At 45.1% G+C, this 18,472-nt stretch carries 16 protein-coding genes and 1 riboswitch; of the genes, 9 read left to right on the top strand and 7 right to left on the bottom strand.

Annotated features, from left to right (window positions below; all coding sequences use genetic code 11):
- Positions 1-37 precede the first annotated feature (37 nt).
- Entirely contained in the window at positions 38-667 is a 630-nt protein-coding gene (locus tag A6E01_RS06825) for a LysE family translocator (RefSeq protein WP_065209898.1), read from the top strand.
- A 51-nt stretch (positions 668-718) separates the two neighbouring features.
- On the opposite strand, the gene A6E01_RS06820 is transcribed toward A6E01_RS06825, so the two are convergent.
- Entirely contained in the window at positions 719-1,252 is a 534-nt protein-coding gene (locus tag A6E01_RS06820) for an ATP:cob(I)alamin adenosyltransferase (RefSeq protein ID WP_065209897.1), read from the bottom strand.
- 192 nt (positions 1,253-1,444) lie between these two features.
- On the opposite strand from A6E01_RS06820, the gene A6E01_RS06815 reads away from it, so the two are divergent.
- From A6E01_RS06815 to A6E01_RS06805, 3 genes are read left to right on the top strand one after another with little or no spacing between them, the layout of a single operon-like run.
- Positions 1,445-2,344 (top strand): ABC transporter substrate-binding protein, encoded by a 900-nt coding sequence (locus A6E01_RS06815; protein ID WP_065209896.1) that lies wholly within the window; start codon positions 1,445-1,447, stop codon positions 2,342-2,344.
- Positions 2,341-3,390, top strand: a complete 1,050-nt coding sequence (locus A6E01_RS06810) for a FecCD family ABC transporter permease (protein WP_065209895.1) — start codon at positions 2,341-2,343, stop codon at positions 3,388-3,390. The genes A6E01_RS06815 and A6E01_RS06810 overlap by 4 nt, the downstream gene beginning before the upstream one ends.
- Positions 3,387-4,169, top strand: coding sequence for a heme ABC transporter ATP-binding protein (locus A6E01_RS06805; protein ID WP_065209894.1), 783 nt, complete (start codon positions 3,387-3,389; stop codon positions 4,167-4,169). The genes A6E01_RS06810 and A6E01_RS06805 overlap by 4 nt, the downstream gene beginning before the upstream one ends.
- A 284-nt stretch (positions 4,170-4,453) precedes the next feature.
- Here A6E01_RS06805 and A6E01_RS06800 read toward each other — a convergent pair whose 3' ends face one another.
- Positions 4,454-5,839, bottom strand: coding sequence for an alanine/glycine:cation symporter family protein (locus A6E01_RS06800; protein WP_065209893.1), 1,386 nt, complete (start codon positions 5,837-5,839; stop codon positions 4,454-4,456).
- 85 nt (positions 5,840-5,924) lie between these two features.
- Positions 5,925-6,031: riboswitch (glycine riboswitch) on the bottom strand.
- A 284-nt stretch (positions 6,032-6,315) separates the two neighbouring features.
- On the opposite strand from A6E01_RS06800, the gene A6E01_RS21420 reads away from it, so the two are divergent.
- The 4 genes from A6E01_RS21420 to A6E01_RS06785 all read left to right on the top strand — a co-directional run bounded on the left by A6E01_RS21420 (position 6,316) and on the right by A6E01_RS06785 (position 8,380).
- Complete coding sequence (locus tag A6E01_RS21420) at positions 6,316-6,474, top strand: hypothetical protein (protein ID WP_017027044.1); 159 nt, start codon at positions 6,316-6,318, stop codon at positions 6,472-6,474.
- 11 nt (positions 6,475-6,485) lie between these two features.
- A complete protein-coding gene (locus A6E01_RS06795) occupies positions 6,486-7,229 on the top strand; it encodes a hypothetical protein (protein WP_237334455.1) in 744 nt (247 codons plus the stop codon).
- 61 nt (positions 7,230-7,290) lie between these two features.
- Positions 7,291-7,917, top strand: a complete 627-nt coding sequence (locus A6E01_RS06790; protein WP_017027042.1) for a LysE family translocator — start codon at positions 7,291-7,293, stop codon at positions 7,915-7,917.
- Positions 7,901-8,380, top strand: coding sequence for a GNAT family N-acetyltransferase (locus A6E01_RS06785; RefSeq protein WP_017027041.1), 480 nt, complete (start codon positions 7,901-7,903; stop codon positions 8,378-8,380). Before A6E01_RS06790 ends, A6E01_RS06785 begins: the two co-directional genes overlap by 17 nt.
- Here A6E01_RS06785 and A6E01_RS06780 read toward each other — a convergent pair.
- The 4 genes from A6E01_RS06780 to A6E01_RS06765 all read right to left on the bottom strand — a co-directional run bounded on the left by A6E01_RS06780 (position 8,372) and on the right by A6E01_RS06765 (position 11,632).
- Positions 8,372-9,178, bottom strand: a complete 807-nt coding sequence (locus A6E01_RS06780) for a Cof-type HAD-IIB family hydrolase (RefSeq protein ID WP_065209891.1) — start codon at positions 9,176-9,178, stop codon at positions 8,372-8,374. The two genes, A6E01_RS06785 and A6E01_RS06780, sit on opposite strands and share 9 nt — an antisense overlap.
- Positions 9,179-9,244: 66 nt before the next feature.
- Complete coding sequence (locus tag A6E01_RS06775; RefSeq protein ID WP_017027039.1) at positions 9,245-9,595, bottom strand: DUF2750 domain-containing protein; 351 nt, start codon at positions 9,593-9,595, stop codon at positions 9,245-9,247.
- A 131-nt stretch (positions 9,596-9,726) separates the two neighbouring features.
- Positions 9,727-10,323 carry an OmpA family protein gene (locus A6E01_RS06770; RefSeq protein ID WP_065209890.1) on the bottom strand — a complete coding sequence of 199 codons (597 nt, stop codon included), beginning with the start codon at positions 10,321-10,323 and terminating at the stop codon, positions 9,727-9,729.
- A 1-nt stretch (position 10,324) separates the two neighbouring features.
- Positions 10,325-11,632: a TolC family outer membrane protein gene (locus A6E01_RS06765; RefSeq protein ID WP_065209889.1), complete on the bottom strand. Its 1,308-nt coding sequence runs from the start codon at positions 11,630-11,632 to the stop codon at positions 10,325-10,327.
- A 272-nt stretch (positions 11,633-11,904) separates the two neighbouring features.
- Between A6E01_RS06765 and A6E01_RS06760 the strand changes: the two genes are divergently transcribed.
- On the top strand, positions 11,905-17,151 hold the full coding sequence (locus tag A6E01_RS06760; RefSeq protein WP_065209888.1) for a tandem-95 repeat protein: 5,247 nt from the start codon (positions 11,905-11,907) through the stop codon (positions 17,149-17,151).
- 71 nt (positions 17,152-17,222) lie between these two features.
- Here the strand turns inward: A6E01_RS06760 and A6E01_RS06755 are convergent, their stop codons facing one another.
- Entirely contained in the window at positions 17,223-18,410 is a 1,188-nt protein-coding gene (locus A6E01_RS06755; protein ID WP_017029011.1) for a class I SAM-dependent methyltransferase, read from the bottom strand.
- Positions 18,411-18,472: the final 62 nt, after the last annotated feature.

The raw sequence follows: 18,472 nt of genomic DNA, 5'->3' as shown, positions 1-18,472 counted from the left end.
CTTCCTGCTTCCAACCTAGTCAGCAATAGAAAATCCAATGCAGATTAACGACTTATATACCTTTATTGCCGCAATGACCTTGTTGACCATTACTCCGGGGTTAGACACCGTATTGGTGATAAGAAATACCAGTCGAGGCGGTAAGTGGGATGGCTATGCTACGAGTCTAGGGATTTGCTTAGGGTTATACCTTCATGCAACTTGGTCCGCGATCGGCGTTGCCGCCATTATTAGCCAAAGTCCCGATTTGTTTAATGGTATCAAGATTGTTGGTGCGGCGTACTTGATCTATCTTGGCGTGTCAGGGGCTCGCTCCTTGCGTCGAGGTGTAGGCGCATTGCACATCGACAGCAGTGAAAAGGGAGTATCGCGTTATATTTCTCTTAGGGAAGGATTTCTGTCGAATGTGTTAAACCCAAAAACAGCGGTGTTCTATCTCGCATTTCTGCCACAGTTTATCGACCAAAATGGCAACCTTTGGCTGCAATCTATGTTTCTTGCTTCAATACACTTTGTAATAGCTATGTTGTGGCAGTGTGGGCTTGCAAGCATGCTCGATAAGGCCAAAGCCTTGCTAGCAAACGGCAAAACTAATTACCGCCTGCAGATGTGTACCTGTGTGGTGTTGGTTGCGCTAGGAGCGCAGCTGATGGTGAGTAGTTTCTAACTTCTAGTATCTAGTCTCTAGCTGTCAGCTTGAAGCTGGTAACTGGTACCATTAAGTTCTAGGTTTCGCAGGATAATTGATACTGACGTATTCTGGCTCATCAATACCCATCTCTTGGTTTAGTACTCGGGTTAAGGCAAAAAAGTAATTCACTAGCAGGTTCGCAAACCTAGGTAGAGTTTCTGGGACATTCTTCCCAGATTTTTCTACCAATACCAATTGTCTAACTACCTTTTTTGACAGACTTCTGCAGTAGTGCAGTTGCACAACAGGGCCCGTTCCTCTTGGTAAAACGAAACGCTTTTGATCATCGGCGACGCTATTTCTAAAGAAATGGTACTCCTTTGTGAGCTGTTCTACATCGCTCTCGAATATGCCATTTTTTCCACGTATAGACCCATTGAGATGAAATATCTTTGGCTGCAGTTGGTCTAGAGAGTCGCGTATCTGAGGGTTTTCTATAGCGGTGAGCGCTAACCCGACGACAGTGCATAGTTCATCTGTGAGAATCTCAAAATCACAAAGTGGGCTTTCTTCAAAGATGAATGGATAAGCTAATTCATCGATATTGCCACTGAATTTCATTTATTCGTCCTTTTCGGCTTACAATTAGACTATGTTTCAATGCGTTAGTAGAGAAACATTGTTACTCTATGTCCCAATCTGATATCTAATCACTGTTATTCGATAAAATCACGGATTACTTCAATTTTCTTCACGTGGAGTAGACAACATCAAGTGGTTAATTTCTGAATAAAACAGACTATGGAAAGTATTATGCGCGTCTTTTTGTTACTTGCTTGTTTTTGTGCGTCAACGGCATGGGCGAGTTTCCCAATGACGGTTACGGATGCAAGTGGCACTGCAGTTCATCTACCTTCAGCACCGCAAAAAATCTCATCGAAATCCTTATTCAGTGATGAAGTGTTGCTGGATTTAATCGATCCTCAGCAGTTCAGTTCCGTCACCAATCTAGTGGACGATAAACACTTCTCTGCAGTAGCAGGAAAGATGCCAACAACAATTCCTCGTATCGATCTCAATGTTGAACAAATCTTAGTCAATCAACCTGATCTTGTGTTTGCCGCAAATTGGAGCGATGCAGGTCGCGTTGAGCAGCTTCGCGCCGCTGGAATTAAGGTCTTTTTACTACCCACACCATCCACCTATGAAGAGATAAAACAGCTGATCAAGCTGGTGGGTAAGATGGTCGATGAGCAAAACAAGGCGGAAGCCATGGTGACGGAAATGGATCGCAGACTAGAAGAAGAGCTCATATTTACCAGTCATCAATATAAGGTACTCGATTACAACAGCTGGGGAACATCGAGCACTCGCCAATCGACGTGGCAGCTCATTGTCGATAAAGCCGGTTTTCAAAATTTGGTCTCTGATTTACAGGCGGACAAGTTTGGACAGACCCCTATGTCTAAAGAGTTGCTGGTGGCGTTAAATCCCGAAGTACTCTTTGTCCCAGGCTGGATTTATGGTGACGAACAGGGCGCAGAAAACTTCATGAATCAGGTAATGACAGATCCCGCCCTCAGAAGCATCGACGCGATTAAGCATGGGGACGTTTATCCAATACCTGAAAATCTACGTGGCACTTACAGCCAACATATTGTTGAGACCATTTTGTTCGTCAACAAAGCGGTACTAGGAGCGCCAGCTCCATGATTGCAGATTCGAGCCTGCCAAAAATACGACTCTACTTTTATGGCTCTTTGTTAGTGCTTTTGCTTTCTATTTGGTTTGCACTGACTTTAGGCGCTGTTGATATCGCTTTGGCGGACTTAGTTGCATTTTTAAAGCTGTGGCTTGTTGAAGGGCAAGAGGTTGCGAGCTCACAATATCCAACTTTGTCAGCCATCGTCGTTCATATTCGCTTACCCCGTGTTGTCGCTGCAATTACCGCAGGCAGTGCGTTAGCCCTTGCAGGTGCGTGCACGCAAGGCTTATTTCGAAATCCTTTGGCGAGTCCAGATGTTCTTGGCGTCAGTGCAGGTAGCAGTTTTGGTGCGGTGATTGCCATTGCGACTGGACTTTCTTTATCCAATCCATTGTGGACACCTGTGATAGCGAGTGTAGGAGCGTTGGCTTGCGCCATGTTTGTGTATGTACTGGCGAAAAACTCAGGTAATGGTCAAACCCTCTATCTTATTTTGGCTGGGCTAGCGCTTTCATCCCTGTTGGGCGGAGCAACCCTTGGCGTGCTTCTATTTGCTAGGCAGTATGAGGTGAATCAATTTGTTTTTTGGACCATGGGTGGCTTGGAAGGGCGCTTATGGCAACATATTGCTTGGCCATTGCCGGCCATCATATTAGCGTCTGTATGGCTCTTGAAACGTGCGAGTTGGCTCAACACCCTGTCTATTGGCGACGAAGCGGCTCACGGGCTAGGGATGAACGTACAAAGAAGTCGCTTTGCCTTATTGTTGTGCGCCTCTTTACTCACCGCGATGTCCATCGCCATTGCCGGTCCCATTGGATTTATTGGTCTGATGGTGCCTCATCTCGTTCGTATGTTGACGGGGGCTAATCACATCAGTTTGTTGCCATTGTCAGCGCTATTTGGGGCAATTCTATTACTCGTGTGTGACTTGCTAGGGCGCTACTTGATTGCCCCTTATGAAATAAAGGCTGGCATCATCACCGCAGTGCTCGGTGGCCTTTATTTCCTATGGCTAGTGGTTAGAGTGCAAAAACAAGGTCGATTGTTATGAGTAAACCTCGTCTGAATACTGTGGAACTCTGCTCGCAAATCAATGGTAAACCCATCTTGCAAGGGATCAACTTTGAGGTGGAAGCCGGCGCGTTGATAGGTGTTATCGGACCCAATGGAGCGGGTAAGTCGAGTCTGTTAAAGCACTTAAGTGGTTATTTAACACCATCTTCCGGCAATGTCTTTATCAAAGGGCAATCGTTAGGAGCGCTTTCTGCAAGTGAACGCGCCGCCCAGATCAGTTATTTACCTCAGTCCAATCGCGTTGAGTTTCCTTACAAAGTCACTGAACTGGTATCCCTTGGATTGGTAAATAATGCCAACTTAAGCATCGAAGTAAAAAAGCAAAAAATAGCGCAAGCCTTAAAGAGACTCGATATAGAATACCTGGCCGATAGAACGGTGGATCATCTCTCCGGAGGCGAACAACAACTGGTTCATTTAGCGCGAATTTTGCTTCAAGACACACCCATTATATTGCTTGATGAGCCAAGTGCTAGCCTAGATATTGGCCATGAAGCCCAATTAATGAACATTTTGCACAGTTTGGTAAAAGAGGGGAAGACAGTCGTCGTCGCGCTTCATAATCTAAACACAGCAGCAGAGTTTTGTGATCGTCTGATGTTATTGCAAAACGGAAGAGTGGTCGCAGATGGAAAGCCAAACAAGATACTGACGCAAGAGTTAATAGAATCTATCTACCCGTATCAGGTTCAAGTATCGACCAATACGATGACAGGTAATCCGAATATTTTAGCGGTGAAAAAATTGAAAAGCTGATAGCTGATAGCTGAAAGCTGCTAGCCGCAAGTTGCAAGCCTCGAGCTTACAGCTGGTCTCTAATCACAAGTCGACTTACCTCCAATATTTCTACCATCTACGTCATCCCCGAGTGCTCTTATCGGGGATCTCTCGTAGCAAAACCAAGATTGCCGATAAGAGACTTCGACAATGACGCGTCTGTAGTTCATTAGTTCATTAATTCATTGGCTATGAATGTCAGGCTGATAGTTTTCAGCTATCAAAAAGAAGCCCACTATCTTTCGAACGTGGGCTTCTTTTATTTATACCGAACTAGTAGCGACCTTACCGGGTAGGGGCTTACTGAAAAACAGTTTGGTTTCAGCTATGACCACTTGGCGAAGAGCAATCAAACCAATAAGGTTGGGTACGGCCATTAAGCCGTTAACGATGTCGGCGATAAGCCAAATCATATCTAGCTTCATAAATGCGCCGGAGAACACCAAGGCGATAAACAGCACTTTATAAGGCAGTATCGCTTTAGTTCCAAACAGGTAAACGACACAGCGCTCACCATAATAGTTCCAACCAAGAATGGTAGTAAACGCAAAGAACAACAAGCCAACAGATACCAATATAGGGCCCAGCGTATCGGCGTTTAGACCAACAGCAAATGCGTGTGTGGTCATCATTGCGCCAGCCAGATCCGTTTGCCATGCGCCAGTGATGATGAGCGCTAAGCCGGTCATGGTGCAGATGATGATGGTATCGAAAAAGGTGCCTGTCATTGAGATAAGTCCCTGACGAGCACAAGAATCCGTTTTAGCTGCTGCAGCTGCCATTGGCGCACTGCCTAACCCAGACTCGTTCGAGAATACGCCGCGAGCAATACCGGATTGAATAGCAAGCATCACGCTCGCACCAAAGAAGCCACCGCTTGCTGCAGTCGGCGTAAACGCTGAGACGACAACTAACTCAATCGCCGACAATATCTGGTCGCTATTATTCACCAGAATACCCAAGCAGGAGACGATATAGATCACTGCCATAGTGGGAACGACCTTACCCGCGACGCGTGAGATGGATTTAATGCCGCCTAAGGTCACCATAGCAACGAGTACAGTTAGAACAATGGCCGCCATGGTTCTATCAGCGCCTAATGTCACTTCTGAGGCATCTAAGATGGCATTCACCTGAGGAAAGGTACCGATACCAAATAGAGCAACCCCAAGGGCAAATACGGCAAACAGTGTGGCGAGTAGTGGCGATTTAACACCATCACGAAGATAGTACATTGGACCGCCAAGCATGCCACCTTTGTCATCGGTGGTGCGGTATTTTACTGCAAGTAGACACTCGGCATATTTTGTCGCCATGCCAAATAGAGCAGCAAGCCACATCCAAAATAGCGCGCCTGGCCCGCCAAGTTTAATCGCTGTAGCAACGCCGACAATATTGCCAGTACCGATAGTGGCAGATAGGGCAGTACAGAGTGCAGCAAAGGCGGAAACATCGCCTTTAGACTTGGAGTCACCGGATTTAGTGAACACCATCTTTAACGCAGTAGGAAGGTGTCTAAGCTGAATAAGACCAAGGCTGAAGGTAAAATAAACCCCAGTACCCACCAGTAAGATCAGCAGCGGTGGACCCCAGACAAAATTGTCGATGGATTGTAAAACAGAATGTAGCGAAGATTGTGAAAATGGCATGTTTTCCCCTTAATAAACAACATATAAGGAGAAGAGTGAACGCGGATCAATAGAACAAAATTAACAGAAAAGTAGTTAAACGCAATTTCACTCCTCTGTCCTTTTGCCTGAGAGTTTCACCCTAAAAGGGCTTGCTCCTTCGGCGGCCGCTTGCTACAACAAAGTAGTACGGCTCTCTCCAGAGATTCCTCCAACTGCAGTCCTCACTTGTTAAACAAGAACGTATAAACAAGAACCTGAAAGATTTACTTCTTCGGTGGACGTAATAAAACGTCACTCTCCTGCAGTCTTCATCGGAACTAGCGCTAAAAACGCTAGGTGTGTAAGTAAATTACTTACAGGCGGGTAAATTAACATAAATCATTACAGTTTCAAGGGGATAATAGAAAAATCTTTTGTTCTAGAATAAATAAAACAAATACTTAACTGATAGACTTAACGTAGAACTGATATTAAACGGATTTTGAGGAGGTAAAATGACACGTTTACTGGCTATCGTTATATTGATTGCCCTAGCTTTTTTGTTTGTACGGTATAACACCAACGAAAAGCTACAGAAATGGGTCGTTATAGTGTTATCTGGTGCCTTCGTAGTCTACACTGCGGTGTTGATGATTACTGAATTGATTCACTAATGGAGAAGTGTGTGGTTGATAAAAAAAATGTATCCAGCTTGTTCGCTCGTGCAGGCAACACAAAAACTACGGTTTTAGCCGGCGTTGTTTGTTTTGCACTTGGAGTGGCAGCGGGAAGCGCGTTTATTTCACACAATACCAATCAAGAGATTATTGTTGAAAGAGAAAATCACCAAAAAATCATTCAAGAGCACGCGACATTAGTATCAGAAAATAATCAACTTCGCTCCGACTTGTCTGAAGCAGAGCAAACCCTCACCACGACGAACGAACGTGAACAAAAAACAGCGCAATCTGTGACTGAATTTCAAGACAAGTCAGCACAACTGCAGAAAGAAAATCAGAAGCTTTCAACTGAACTCAAGCAACTAAAAAGCACGCTTGAGGAGCAAGAAACAGCTGTGGAAGAACTTACCGCAAGCAATGATGTGTTGAAAGAGCGTACTGAAATACAAAATAACGTCTTAGAGACCTCTAAAGTTTTCTTCCAAGACCAGCTGCGTTTACAACAGGAAGTCAATGAACTCCATACTCAGCGTGCAAAACTCATCAACACCCTCAATAGCCTTGTTAAAGAGTGTCAGATTTATTTGGATGGCACGAGTTGGGATGCCAAGTCAGACTCTTGCGATCGTAAGAAAGTCGCTTCTGATAGACTTAAGAAGATCGATGAGAGTATTGATGCTAAACAAGCAAAAATTGTCAAAATCGATCAAACCAGTGAAGCCATAGGATTGCAGAAAAAATCGCAATAGGGGTTTACCTATTAAAATAAATCAATAGCATAGAGTTCTACTTTCGTTATCGGACCCCCAAATGTCTCTCGATCTCTGGCTCTCGCTATTTGTCATCTGTTTACTTGGTGCTATGTCTCCGGGCCCAAGTCTTGCCACTGTGACTAAACATACCCTCTCTGGCGGGAGGCTTAACGGTCTTGCCTCGGCATGGGCTCATTCTATTGGTATTGGCTTTTATGCCTTCATTACGGTTATTGGTTTAGCGGTTGTGTTGCATAAATCAGAAGCACTATTTGTGACTATTTCCCTCTGTGGTGCGGGTTATCTTGCTTATCTAGGTTACAAATCTCTAAGTTCTAAAGGTGGGATAGCCAGTACTTTAGAAAGTGGTGAGGCGGTGAGCATCAAGCAGTCTGCAAAAGAAGGGCTACTTATATCGCTTCTCAGTCCCAAAATTGCACTTTTCTTTATCGCCTTGTTTAGTCAGTTTGTCGCGGTTGGGGAAAGCACAGGTGCAAAAGCAACTGTAGTAATGACCCCATTAATTGTTGATGGCCTTTGGTATACCTTTATTACTTTGGTGTTATCAAGCCCGATATTTCTGGAAAGATTACGTACTAAAGGCAAAATTATTGACCAGATTTCTGGTGTGGTGTTAATTGCATTAGCGGTTAGGGTGGTGTGGCAAAATGTCGGGTACTTTTAAAGTCAAACGGGCTGAAGAGGCAGAAAAAACACAATTAATTGAGCTATGGGCCGCTCTTTATCAATGGCATCATAATCACGATGATGGGTTAATTAAAAAGCCTTGTCGATCAGAGCTAGAAACTGAAATTGCCGAGTATTTGAATACACCAGACTGCATCGTGTTTGTGGTATTGAACGATGGTGCGTTGAGCGGTTTTATTACAGGGCAACTGTGTGAATTGGCTTCACCGCTAACAAAGTCTGAATTAGTTGGCAGTATAGATCACTGGTTTGTCAGTGAGGAACACAGAGGAAACGGACTAGGGTTGGCACTACTTGAGCGCATTGAACAAGAATTTGCGGATTACGGAGCTAAAAGGCTAAACGTTGAAGTGTGGCATTTCAACAAAAATGCGCTTGAAACCTACAAGAAACGAGGGTTTCAAACGCATATTCATTGCATGACTAAAGTACTAAGCTAGTACAAATTTCTCGATTGCCTTTGCCACACCCGAGTTGTTGTTAGTATTGGTAATGTAGTCGGCTAAAGATTTAGTTTCTTCATCAGCATTTTGCATCACAACCGCTAGGCCTGCGTATTTCAGCATGTCATGGTCATTGCCCGCATCGCCAATACAGATCACTTCACTTTGCTTAATGCCAAGGTGCTTCGCCAGCGCCTCTACACCCTCACCTTTGTTACTTAGTGGGTTATTGAACTCGAGAAAAAACGGGGCGCTTCGTACAACGGAGTAATCATTATTCAGGTCTTCAGGGACACTGTCTACGATAGGTTGTAAGATCTCAACAGGGTCTACTAGCATGGTTTTGACGATTGGATGATCATCTTCCAATGTATCGAAGTCCATTAGAGTAACGGTGAGATCGTTGATTTTTGCTTCATGTTGCGTGTAGTGGCTATCGCGAGGGGTAATTAACCCATGAATCTTACTGAACGCATGATAGTTACAGCCGCGCTCTTCTGCGAACTTGGCAACACGCTTAGCGTCTTTACCGGAGGTTAAACATTCTCGAATGACTTCACCGGTGCCAATATTTTGAATCATTGCGGCGTTGTAACAAAGCACATAGTCTTCATCACTGTTCATATTAAGTTGATTTAGGCTATCCACCATACCTTGCAGTGGGCGACCAGAAGCTAAAACAACAGTAACACCTTGTTTTCTTGCTTCTGCGATGGCTAGTTTATTTTGCTCTGAGATAACCTTGTCGGTATTGAGCAGAGTGCCATCCATATCGATAGCGATGAGTTTATACATGATTTATGACCTACCTAAAAACAAAAATCCCCACCAATAAATTGGCAGGGATAAAGTAAAACGTAATTAGATGTAGAGTTTAGCCAGTGCTTCAGGCTCTACTTCTTTGCCTTCTAGTTCAGCATTCCAGTTAGTACCAATAAGAACACCGTCTTCTGATAGGGTAATTAGCCAGTCTTCAACAAAGATATCCAAAGGAATTTCCACTACTTCGAAATCTGCCCACTCTTCAACGTTGTGGTATTGGGCATCGGCTTTGTCAGACCAAAACGGCATAACTTCAGTTTCCGCAAACTCGCTAGAGTCGCAAGCTAGCCAACCGTCTTCGTTTTTTAGACCCCAAACACGATTGTCTTCTTTGCTTTGTTCAACAAACAATTCTAGATTTTTCTGAATATCGTTGCTCAATTGGCTCATGGTTATTTCCTAACAGTGTGATATGCGGGCTATTTTAGCATGCTTATTGTTTAGGTGGCACATTTTACCGTTCTGTAAATAAAAAAGCCGAGCAAATGCTCGGCTAGTCATTAAAGTGCGCTGTGTTTTACCTATTTTGGTAGCTTAGTAAAGATGGTCCATTCCTTGATGAAGTCACCCTTAAAGCCCACGACCGTGGCTTCAACGCGACGCTCTAGTGCTTCATCTGTAGGGGTGTCATCTTCTACTTCATCCTCACCATAACCTATGATGGTGACGCGACTTGGTTCGACACCAAACCCAATAAGCTTATCTTGAACAAATAGTGCCCTGTTGCGTGATAACTCGAGGTTGTACTCTCGATCACCTGGGTTACTGGCAAAGCCTTGTATTTCGATTGAGGTTTCAGGGTATTGTTTTAGGAATTCGGCCATCCCTTGTATCTGTCCAGAGAAAACAGGGTTCACTTCGGCTGAATCGTTTTCAAATAGGATTTTCAAGTTCTGCTCTTGCGAAACTTCAATAAGCTCCTCACAACCGTCATTGTTAACCCGCGCACCTTTTGGCGTAGTAGGGCATTTATCACGAGCGTTAATCACACCATCGCCATCAAAATCACGAAGGTCGGCTTGTTGATCAGGAAGAGGTGTTTCGATGTACTCTTCGGTATCGTTGGCACAGCCCAATAGTGCTAGTGAAACTGCTGAGGCTAGAAATAAGTTTTTCATATTAGTACTCCACCGCCTCGTTCCACTGTTCAGGAACGTCTACCAACAAGGACTCAAGCAAGGTGCCTGTTGCATTAAGTACGCGAAATTTTGCGTATTGCTCTGCATATAAAGCGTCAACGTAGCCTTTGCGAGACTCAAACAGCTCATTTTCAGTGTTCAACAAATCAAGCAGGGTTCGTTTACCAATTTTGTATTGCTTGTCGTAAGCGACAACGGTATCAGAGGCTGCGTCTACATGGTCAGCTAAGAATTCTTTTTGTTGCAGTGTTAAATCCAATGCACTCCAGGACAAACGAAGGCTTTCTTCTACATTACGGTAGGCTCTGTCTCTAAGGTCTTTAGCCTTATTCATTTGATAAGCCGCTCTGTCTTTATTTGCACTATCGACGCCACCATTGAACAGGTTGTAGCGCATTCTTAGTGTGGCATTCATCTCATCACGCTGTGCCTCAATACCTTCAGCATCGTCATAGTAGTCATAACCCGCTTCGATAGTAAAAGTGGGTAGGTTAGGGCTATTTGACTGCTTGTATTGGAATTTAGCAGCATCGACATCTACTTTAGCTGTCTTAATCACAGGGTGTTTCTCTAGCGCTACATCAATAGCTTCTGAGAGAGTTAGAGGTATGGTAGTTTCGTCTGCACGTGGGAACACAAGTCCTTGCGGGCTTTGACCCACTAAGCGAGTGAATTGTGTGTGTGTGTCAAACAAGTTGTTCTGAGCCGCTAGCAAGTTGCCGTGTGCTTTAGCAATACGAGCCTCAACTTGGGATAAATCGGCGGTTGAGCCAATCCCCGAATCGGTTCGTTTTTTGATGTCTTTAAAGATCTCTTTGTGAGTGGCAAGGTTACTCTCAGAAAGAGCCAAAATCTCATAGGCTTTCAGAGCATCGAGGTACACTTTGGCGACTTCCAATGAGATATCAGATGCGTCACTGAGCACTTTATACCTAAGCGACTCAGCTTCCGCTGCCGTACGATCCATATTGTTTAGAGTATTAGAACCATCCCAAATTAGCTGAGTGAACGTTAACGAAGCGTCTAACGCTGTGTAATCGTCATCTCGGTTAGTTTGATCATTTTGATAGTTTTCCCAACCTATACCCGCTGTTAAATCAAGCTTTGGGTAGTACTCACGTACTGCGGCTTTGTTTTCATAAACATAGGACATGAAGTCGTTGTAAGAGCTCTTAACCGTTGGGTTGGTTTGAAGAGTGTATGAGATGGCTTGCTCTAACGACTGGGCTGAGACTGGATTGCACAGCATTGTAGCTAGAGCGATTGCGCTTAGCTTAATCCTTTTCAAGGTGTACTCCCTAGTATTCCGTTACTTTTTTTTAACCAAAACTGAAGCCTTCACTTGCTTTCAATACGGCGTTTTGGTCACTAAGTACATAATAGTTAATACAAAACTATTTACAACAATAGAATGAGCAAATTGTTTCGTATTGTTTACTGTTCATTTTAAGAAGATTAATGAGATGTAAACCTAAAAATAGTATAAAATTTACTCAGAGGCGAAAAATATGTTACGGCATGTTTCATGCAAAGTAAGAACAGCTCGCCTAAGGAGAACACATGGACAGTATCTCATTTGCTCAAGAAGTCATTGCTGGCGATGGTTGGTTGATCGTCGATGCGCAAGGTAACCTCAAAATAGCTCCCCTAGATTATGTTCCGCAAGACGGTGACGTGATCCTTTCTATAGGCGAAAACCCGCTAACTGTACCTGAAGATATAGTGACTGAATTGCGAGTGTCTATCGCCCAACAAAACACGATCCAATCTGTAGATGCACAGTCTGGAATTCAAAGCGTTTTAGACTCCCTTGAACAGGGCGGCGATCCTACTGCAGAAGACGGTAATGATCCCCAATCTGGAGATGACGAAGGGTCTAGTTTGACCGCGACCGGTGCGGTTGAGCGAGATGGTGCACAAACTATAGCTGCTACAGATTTTCAAACGGAAGGCTTATTTCCACCTCAAATTACTGTTGAACAAAGTGATGCAATTGTTGAAATTGTAGTGCAGACCGTTGCGCTTATAAACTCAGTACCCAGTGCAGCCGATGATACAGCGACAACTCTTGAAGATACGCCTATAACCATTGACGTTTTAGCGAATGATGCTGACTCAGATGGGGACAAGCTGAGCATAGTTGAAGCATTAGTTTCACCAGAAGTTGGTGTAGTAGAGGTTGTTAATGGTGAATTGAAGTTTACACCAGCTGAAGACTATGTAGGACCGGTGGAAATCACTTATACAATTTCGGATGGTAATGGTGGTTCTGACACTGCTACGGTTGCAGTAGTAGTTGAGCCAGTTAACGACTTACCGATAGCATTTAATGATGAAATCACTACTGACGAAGATTCTTCTGTAGCGAGCAATGTCCCTGCGGCTACGGATGTGGATGGCACCGTGGAAAGCTATCAGCTGGCATCGGATGTTGATAAAGGCTCGCTGACCTTTAATGGCGATGGCAGCTACAGCTTCGATCCAAATGGTGAGTTCGAGGCGCTAGCACCTGGTGAGAGTGAAGAGGTGACGTTTACGTATACCGCCACTGATAACAATAGTGGTGTGAGTGAAGAGAAAACCATCACGATCACGGTTAACGGAGTGAACGACATTCCAGTGGCGCTTGATGGCGGCATTGTTACCGATGAAGACACGTCGGTAGGGGGCAATGTCCCTGCGGCGACGGATGTGGATGGCACAGTGGAAAGCTATCAGCTGGCATCGGATATTGATAAAGGCTCGCTGACCTTTAATGGTGATGGCAGCTACAGCTTCGATCCAAATGGTGAGTTCGAGGCGCTAGCACCTGGTGAGAGTGAAGAGGTGACGTTTACGTATACCGCCACTGATAACAATAGTGGTGTGAGTGAAGAGAAAACCATCACGATCACGGTTAACGGAGTGAACGACATTCCAGTGGCGCTTGATGGCGGCATTGTTACCGATGAAGACACGTCGGTAGGGGGCAATGTCCCTGCGGCTACGGATGTGGATGGCACAGTGGAAAGCTATCAGCTGGCATCAGATGTTGATAAAGGCTCGCTGACCTTTAATGGCGATGGCAGCTACAGCTTTGATCCAAATGGTGAGTTCGAGGCGTTGGCACCTGGTGAGACTGAAGAGGTGACGTTTACTTATACCGCCACTGATAACAATAGTGGTGTGAGTGAAGAGAAAACCATCACGATCACAGTAAATGGCGTGAACGACATCCCAGTGGCGCTCGATGGCAGCATTGTTACCGATGAAGACACGTCGGTTGGGGGCAATGTCCCTGCGGCTACGGATGTGGATGGCACTGTAGAAAGCTATCAGCTGGCATCGGATGTTGATAAAGGCTCGCTGACCTTTAATGGCGATGGCAGCTACAGCTTTGATCCAAATGGTGAGTTCGAGGCGTTAGCACCTGGTGAGAGTGAAGAGGTGACATTTACTTATACCGCCACTGATAACAATAGTGGTGTGAGTGAAGAGAAAACCATCACGATCACCGTAAACGGCGTGAACGACATTCCTGTGGCGCTCGATGGCGGCATTGTTACCGATGAAGACACGTCAGTTGGGGGCAATGTCCCTGCGGCTACGGATGTGGATGGCACCGTGGAAAGCTATCAGCTGGCATCGGATGTTGATAAAGGCTCGCTGACCTTTAATGGCGATGGCAGCTACAGCTTTGATCCAAATGGTGAGTTCGAGGCGTTGGCACCTGGTGAGAGTGAAGAGGTGACGTTTACTTATACCGCCACTGATAACAATAGTGGTGTGAGTGAAGAGAAAACCATCACGATCACAGTAAATGGAGTGAACGACATCCCAGTGGCGCTCGATGGCAGCATTGTTACCGATGAAGACACGTCGGTAGGGGGCAATGTCCCTGCGGCGACGGATGTGGATGGCACTGTAGAAAGCTATCAGCTGGCATCGGATGTTGATAAAGGCTCGCTGACCTTTAATGGCGATGGCAGCTACAGCTTTGATCCAAATGGTGAGTTCGAGGCGTTAGCACCTGGTGAGAGTGAAGAGGTGACATTTACTTATACCGCCACTGATAACAATAGCGGTGTGAGTGAAGAGAAAACCATCACGATCACCGTAAACGGAGTGAACGACATTCCAGTGGCGCTCGATGGCGGCATTGTTACCGATGAAGACACGTCGGTAGGGGGCAATGTCCCTGCGGCGACGGATGTGGATGGCACCGTGGAAAGCTATCAGCTGGCATCGGATGTTGATAAAGGCTCGCTGACCTTTAATGGCGATGGTAGCTACAGCTTCGATCCAAATGGTGAGTTCGAGGCGTTGGCACCTGGTGAGAGTGAAGAGGTGACGTTTACTTATACCGCCACTGATAACAATAGTGGTGTGAGTGAAGAGAAAACCATCACGATCACAGTAAATGGAGTGAACGACATCCCAGTGGCGCTCGATGGCAGCATTGTTACCGATGAAGACACGTCGGTAGGGGGCAATGTCCCTGCGGCGACGGATGTGGATGGCACTGTAGAAAGCTATCAGCTGGCATCGGATGTTGATAAAGGCTCGCTGACCTTTAATGGCGATGGCAGCTACAGCTTTGATCCAAATGGTGAGTTCGAGGCGTTAGCACCTGGTGAGAGTGAAGAGGTGACATTTACTTATACCGCCACTGATAACGATAGTGGTGTGAGTGAAGAGAAAACCATCACGATCACCGTAAACGGCGTGAACGACATTCCTGTGGCGCTCGATGGCGGCATTGTTACCGATGAAGACACGTCAGTTGGGGGCAATGTCCCTGCGGCGACGGATGTGGATGGCACAGTGGAAAGCTATCAGCTGGCATCGGATGTTGATAAAGGCTCGCTGACCTTTAATGGTGATGGCAGCTACAGCTTCGATCCAAATGGTGAGTTTGAGGCGTTGGCACCTGGTGAGAGTGAAGAGGTGACATTTACTTATACCGCCACTGATAACAATAGTGGTGTAAGTGAAGAGAAAACCATCACGATCACGGTTAACGGAGTGAACGACATTCCAGTGGCGCTTGATGGCGGCATTGTTACCGATGAAGACACGTCAGTTGGGGGCAATGTCCCTGCGGCTACGGATGTGGATGGCACCGTGGAAAGCTATCAGCTGGCATCGGATGTAGATAAAGGCTCTCTGACCTTTAATGGCGATGGCAGCTACAGCTTCGATCCAAATGGTGAGTTTGAGGCGTTAGCACCTGGTGAGAGTGAAGAGGTGACGTTTACTTATACGGCCACTGATAACAATAGCGGTGTGAGTGAAGAGAAAACCATCACGATCACAGTAAACGGCGTGAACGACATTCCTGTGGCGCTCGATGGCGGCATTGTTACTGATGAAGACACGTCGGTTGAGGGCAATGTCCCTGCGGCTACGGATGTGGATGGTACAATTGCTAGCTATCAGTTGGTGTCAGATGTAAATAAAGGCTCGTTAACGTTCAACGCCGATGGTAGTTATAGTTTTGACCCGGCGGGTGACTTTGATGATTTGGTTTTTGGGGAGAGTGACGAGGTTACCTTCACTTATACCGCCACTGATAACAATAGTGGTGTTAGTGAGGTAAAAACAATTGTTGTTACCGTTAATGGTATAAACGATGCTCCAGAGTTCATCTCAGGAAATGATCAACCAGGAGATGAACCAAATAACGATAGCTACTATTTTGTTGGATTGTCTAAAGGGTCTGATGTTGGTGATATAGTTGGTTCAGTCATTGCCGAAGACCCCGATGGGGATGCACTGATTTATAGCTTTGAAGATGGCGAGTATACAAATGGTGTCTTTGATATAGATCCTTCAACCGGTAATATTACGTTGAATCAGGCACTTACTGATGACTTTGAATATGATCAAACTTTTACAGTTTTAGTTACAGACACTGGTGGTTTAACTGATACCGCAGAAGTTAGGGTTCAACTAATCGGTGGTGAAGATAATGATGCAGCATGGGGTCTTACTCCTAAGAAACTTAACGAAGTACCTGAAGGAGGTTTCGGTAACTCTATTAACGTTAAGTTGCTTGAAGGTGGGAACGTTACAATTCGTGCTGGTGCTTCTTTAGTCTTCACTTTTGCTATTGCGAATATGGCAGCAGGGTTAACTCTGGATGATTATGACGTCTTAATAAACACCACTGATGGATTCAACTCCACCTTTGTGGAGCGCCAAGATGGAACGATTGACGTCATCATTACTAACGTGACCAATGTAGATAAGACGGTAGCTAAAGGTGCATCAGATGATGATATTGTCTCAATGGAAATTTATGGCACACCTGATAGTGAAATAGAGGGAGATGAGACTTTCACTATTGATTTGGTGGATGTGAATATTGGTCAACCTAAACCGTCACAAGATCAAATTAACGTTAAAATTCTAGATGGTGAACCTGTTGTAAACGCAAGCCTGGCTGCTGTCGAGGAGGAAAACCCTATACTAGCCGGCCTTGGTGAAGACATCTTAGTCGGAACCTCTGACTCTGATTCATTTACCTGGAACGACGGGCAACTTGATGACGGTACGGATGTAGTGCAAAACTTCACTGTCGGAGAGGACAGTCTTAACCTGAATAACATTCTGGATGATACTGGAAGCAATAACCTAGATGAGTTGCTTGCTTCAATAGAGGTGTTCGTCGTCGGTGAAGATATTACATTGGATATCGCTCATGAGTCTGGTACACAAACCATTGTCATAGAAGATAGTCGAGAGCAATTTGGCGATTTGATTTCAGATTCAGGTAACTTTAATGCCGATGATATCTTAGCACAGATAGTCGTAGTACCCGATTAGTCACGACAGTACTACAGATAGAATAAAGGCTTGCGCATGCAAGCCTTTATCGTATTCGTTATTAAGTTAAGTTAAATTACCTTAGCAGCAAAGCCTTTCAGGTAAAGCCCTTCCGGATAAGCCGTATCAAATAAATGGTCACTCGCCTGAGTAAATGACTCAACAAACTTCACTTCACGCCCTGCATCAAGTGCAGCATCTGCGATGATTTTCTGGAACAAACCTGACTCCATCAAGCCTGAGCATGAATAAGTGAGTAGCGTGCCACCCGGCTTAAGGATTTGAATGGCCAGCATGTTTAGGTCTTTATATCCTCGCGCGCCACTGTTTAAGTTTTGCTTAGAGCTCACCATCTTAGGTGGGTCCATAATTACCACATCAAACTGTGTACCTTGATCGCGGTATTCACGAAGGATCTTAAATACGTCTGCGTTAAGGAAAACGGCTTTCTTAACGTCAAAGCCATTAATCTCAACATTCTTCTTTGCAATATCAAGAGCTGGCTGTGATACGTCAACATTGATGACTCGCTCAGCGCCGGCCTTCAAAGCATACAAGCCAAAACCGCCTGTGTAAGAGAAGCAGTTGAGAACCTGTTTACCCTTAACATACTTCATCGAATGTTGGCGGCTGTCACGCTGATCAAGATAGAAGCCGGTCTTGTGGCCGGTCTTAATGTCCACCTGAATCTTAACGCCGTTCTCTTCAATCACTACAGGCTCTGTTGGGTCAGTGCCATGTAAAAGGCCTGTGCTCTCTTCTAAGCCTTCTTTCTTACGAACCGCAACATCTGAACGCTCGTAAACAGAACAGCTAGGAAAGCAGTGTACAAGAGCATCTACAATGTTCTGTTTAAGTTTTTCAGCACCCGCACTTAAAAATTGGCACACCATGTAATCTTGGTAGCGGTCAATGGTGACACCCGGCATAGAATCCGATTCTGCAGCAATCAGGCGATAACCCGTAAGCCCACCCTCAGCAATGCATTCGTCACGCAACATTTGCGCTTGCTCGATGCGTTTGATGAAAAACTGAGTGTCAATTTCTTGCTTAGCGAAACTCCAAACACGAGCTCGAATTTGAGAGTGAGGCGAGTAAGCCGCTTTTGCTAGCCATTGTCCATTATGTGCAAACACATCCACAGTATCGCCTAGTTGAGGATCACCTGAAACCGTTTCTATACCTCTAGAAAAGATCCACGGATGGCGACGGCGAACAGATTTATCTCTGCCTTTGGCAAGTTTTATAGATGCACTCATAGGAAATGTAGGTCTCGAAGGAAATTTTGTGACATTGTCGTGTAAGCATCCGCTAAAAGCAA

The organism is Vibrio breoganii (genome assembly GCF_001677275.1).
GTDB classification, from domain to species: Bacteria; Pseudomonadota; Gammaproteobacteria; order Enterobacterales; family Vibrionaceae; genus Vibrio; species Vibrio breoganii.
The sequence above is the reverse complement of the archived record's forward strand: the minus strand, read 5'-3'. Positions and strand labels throughout refer to the sequence as shown.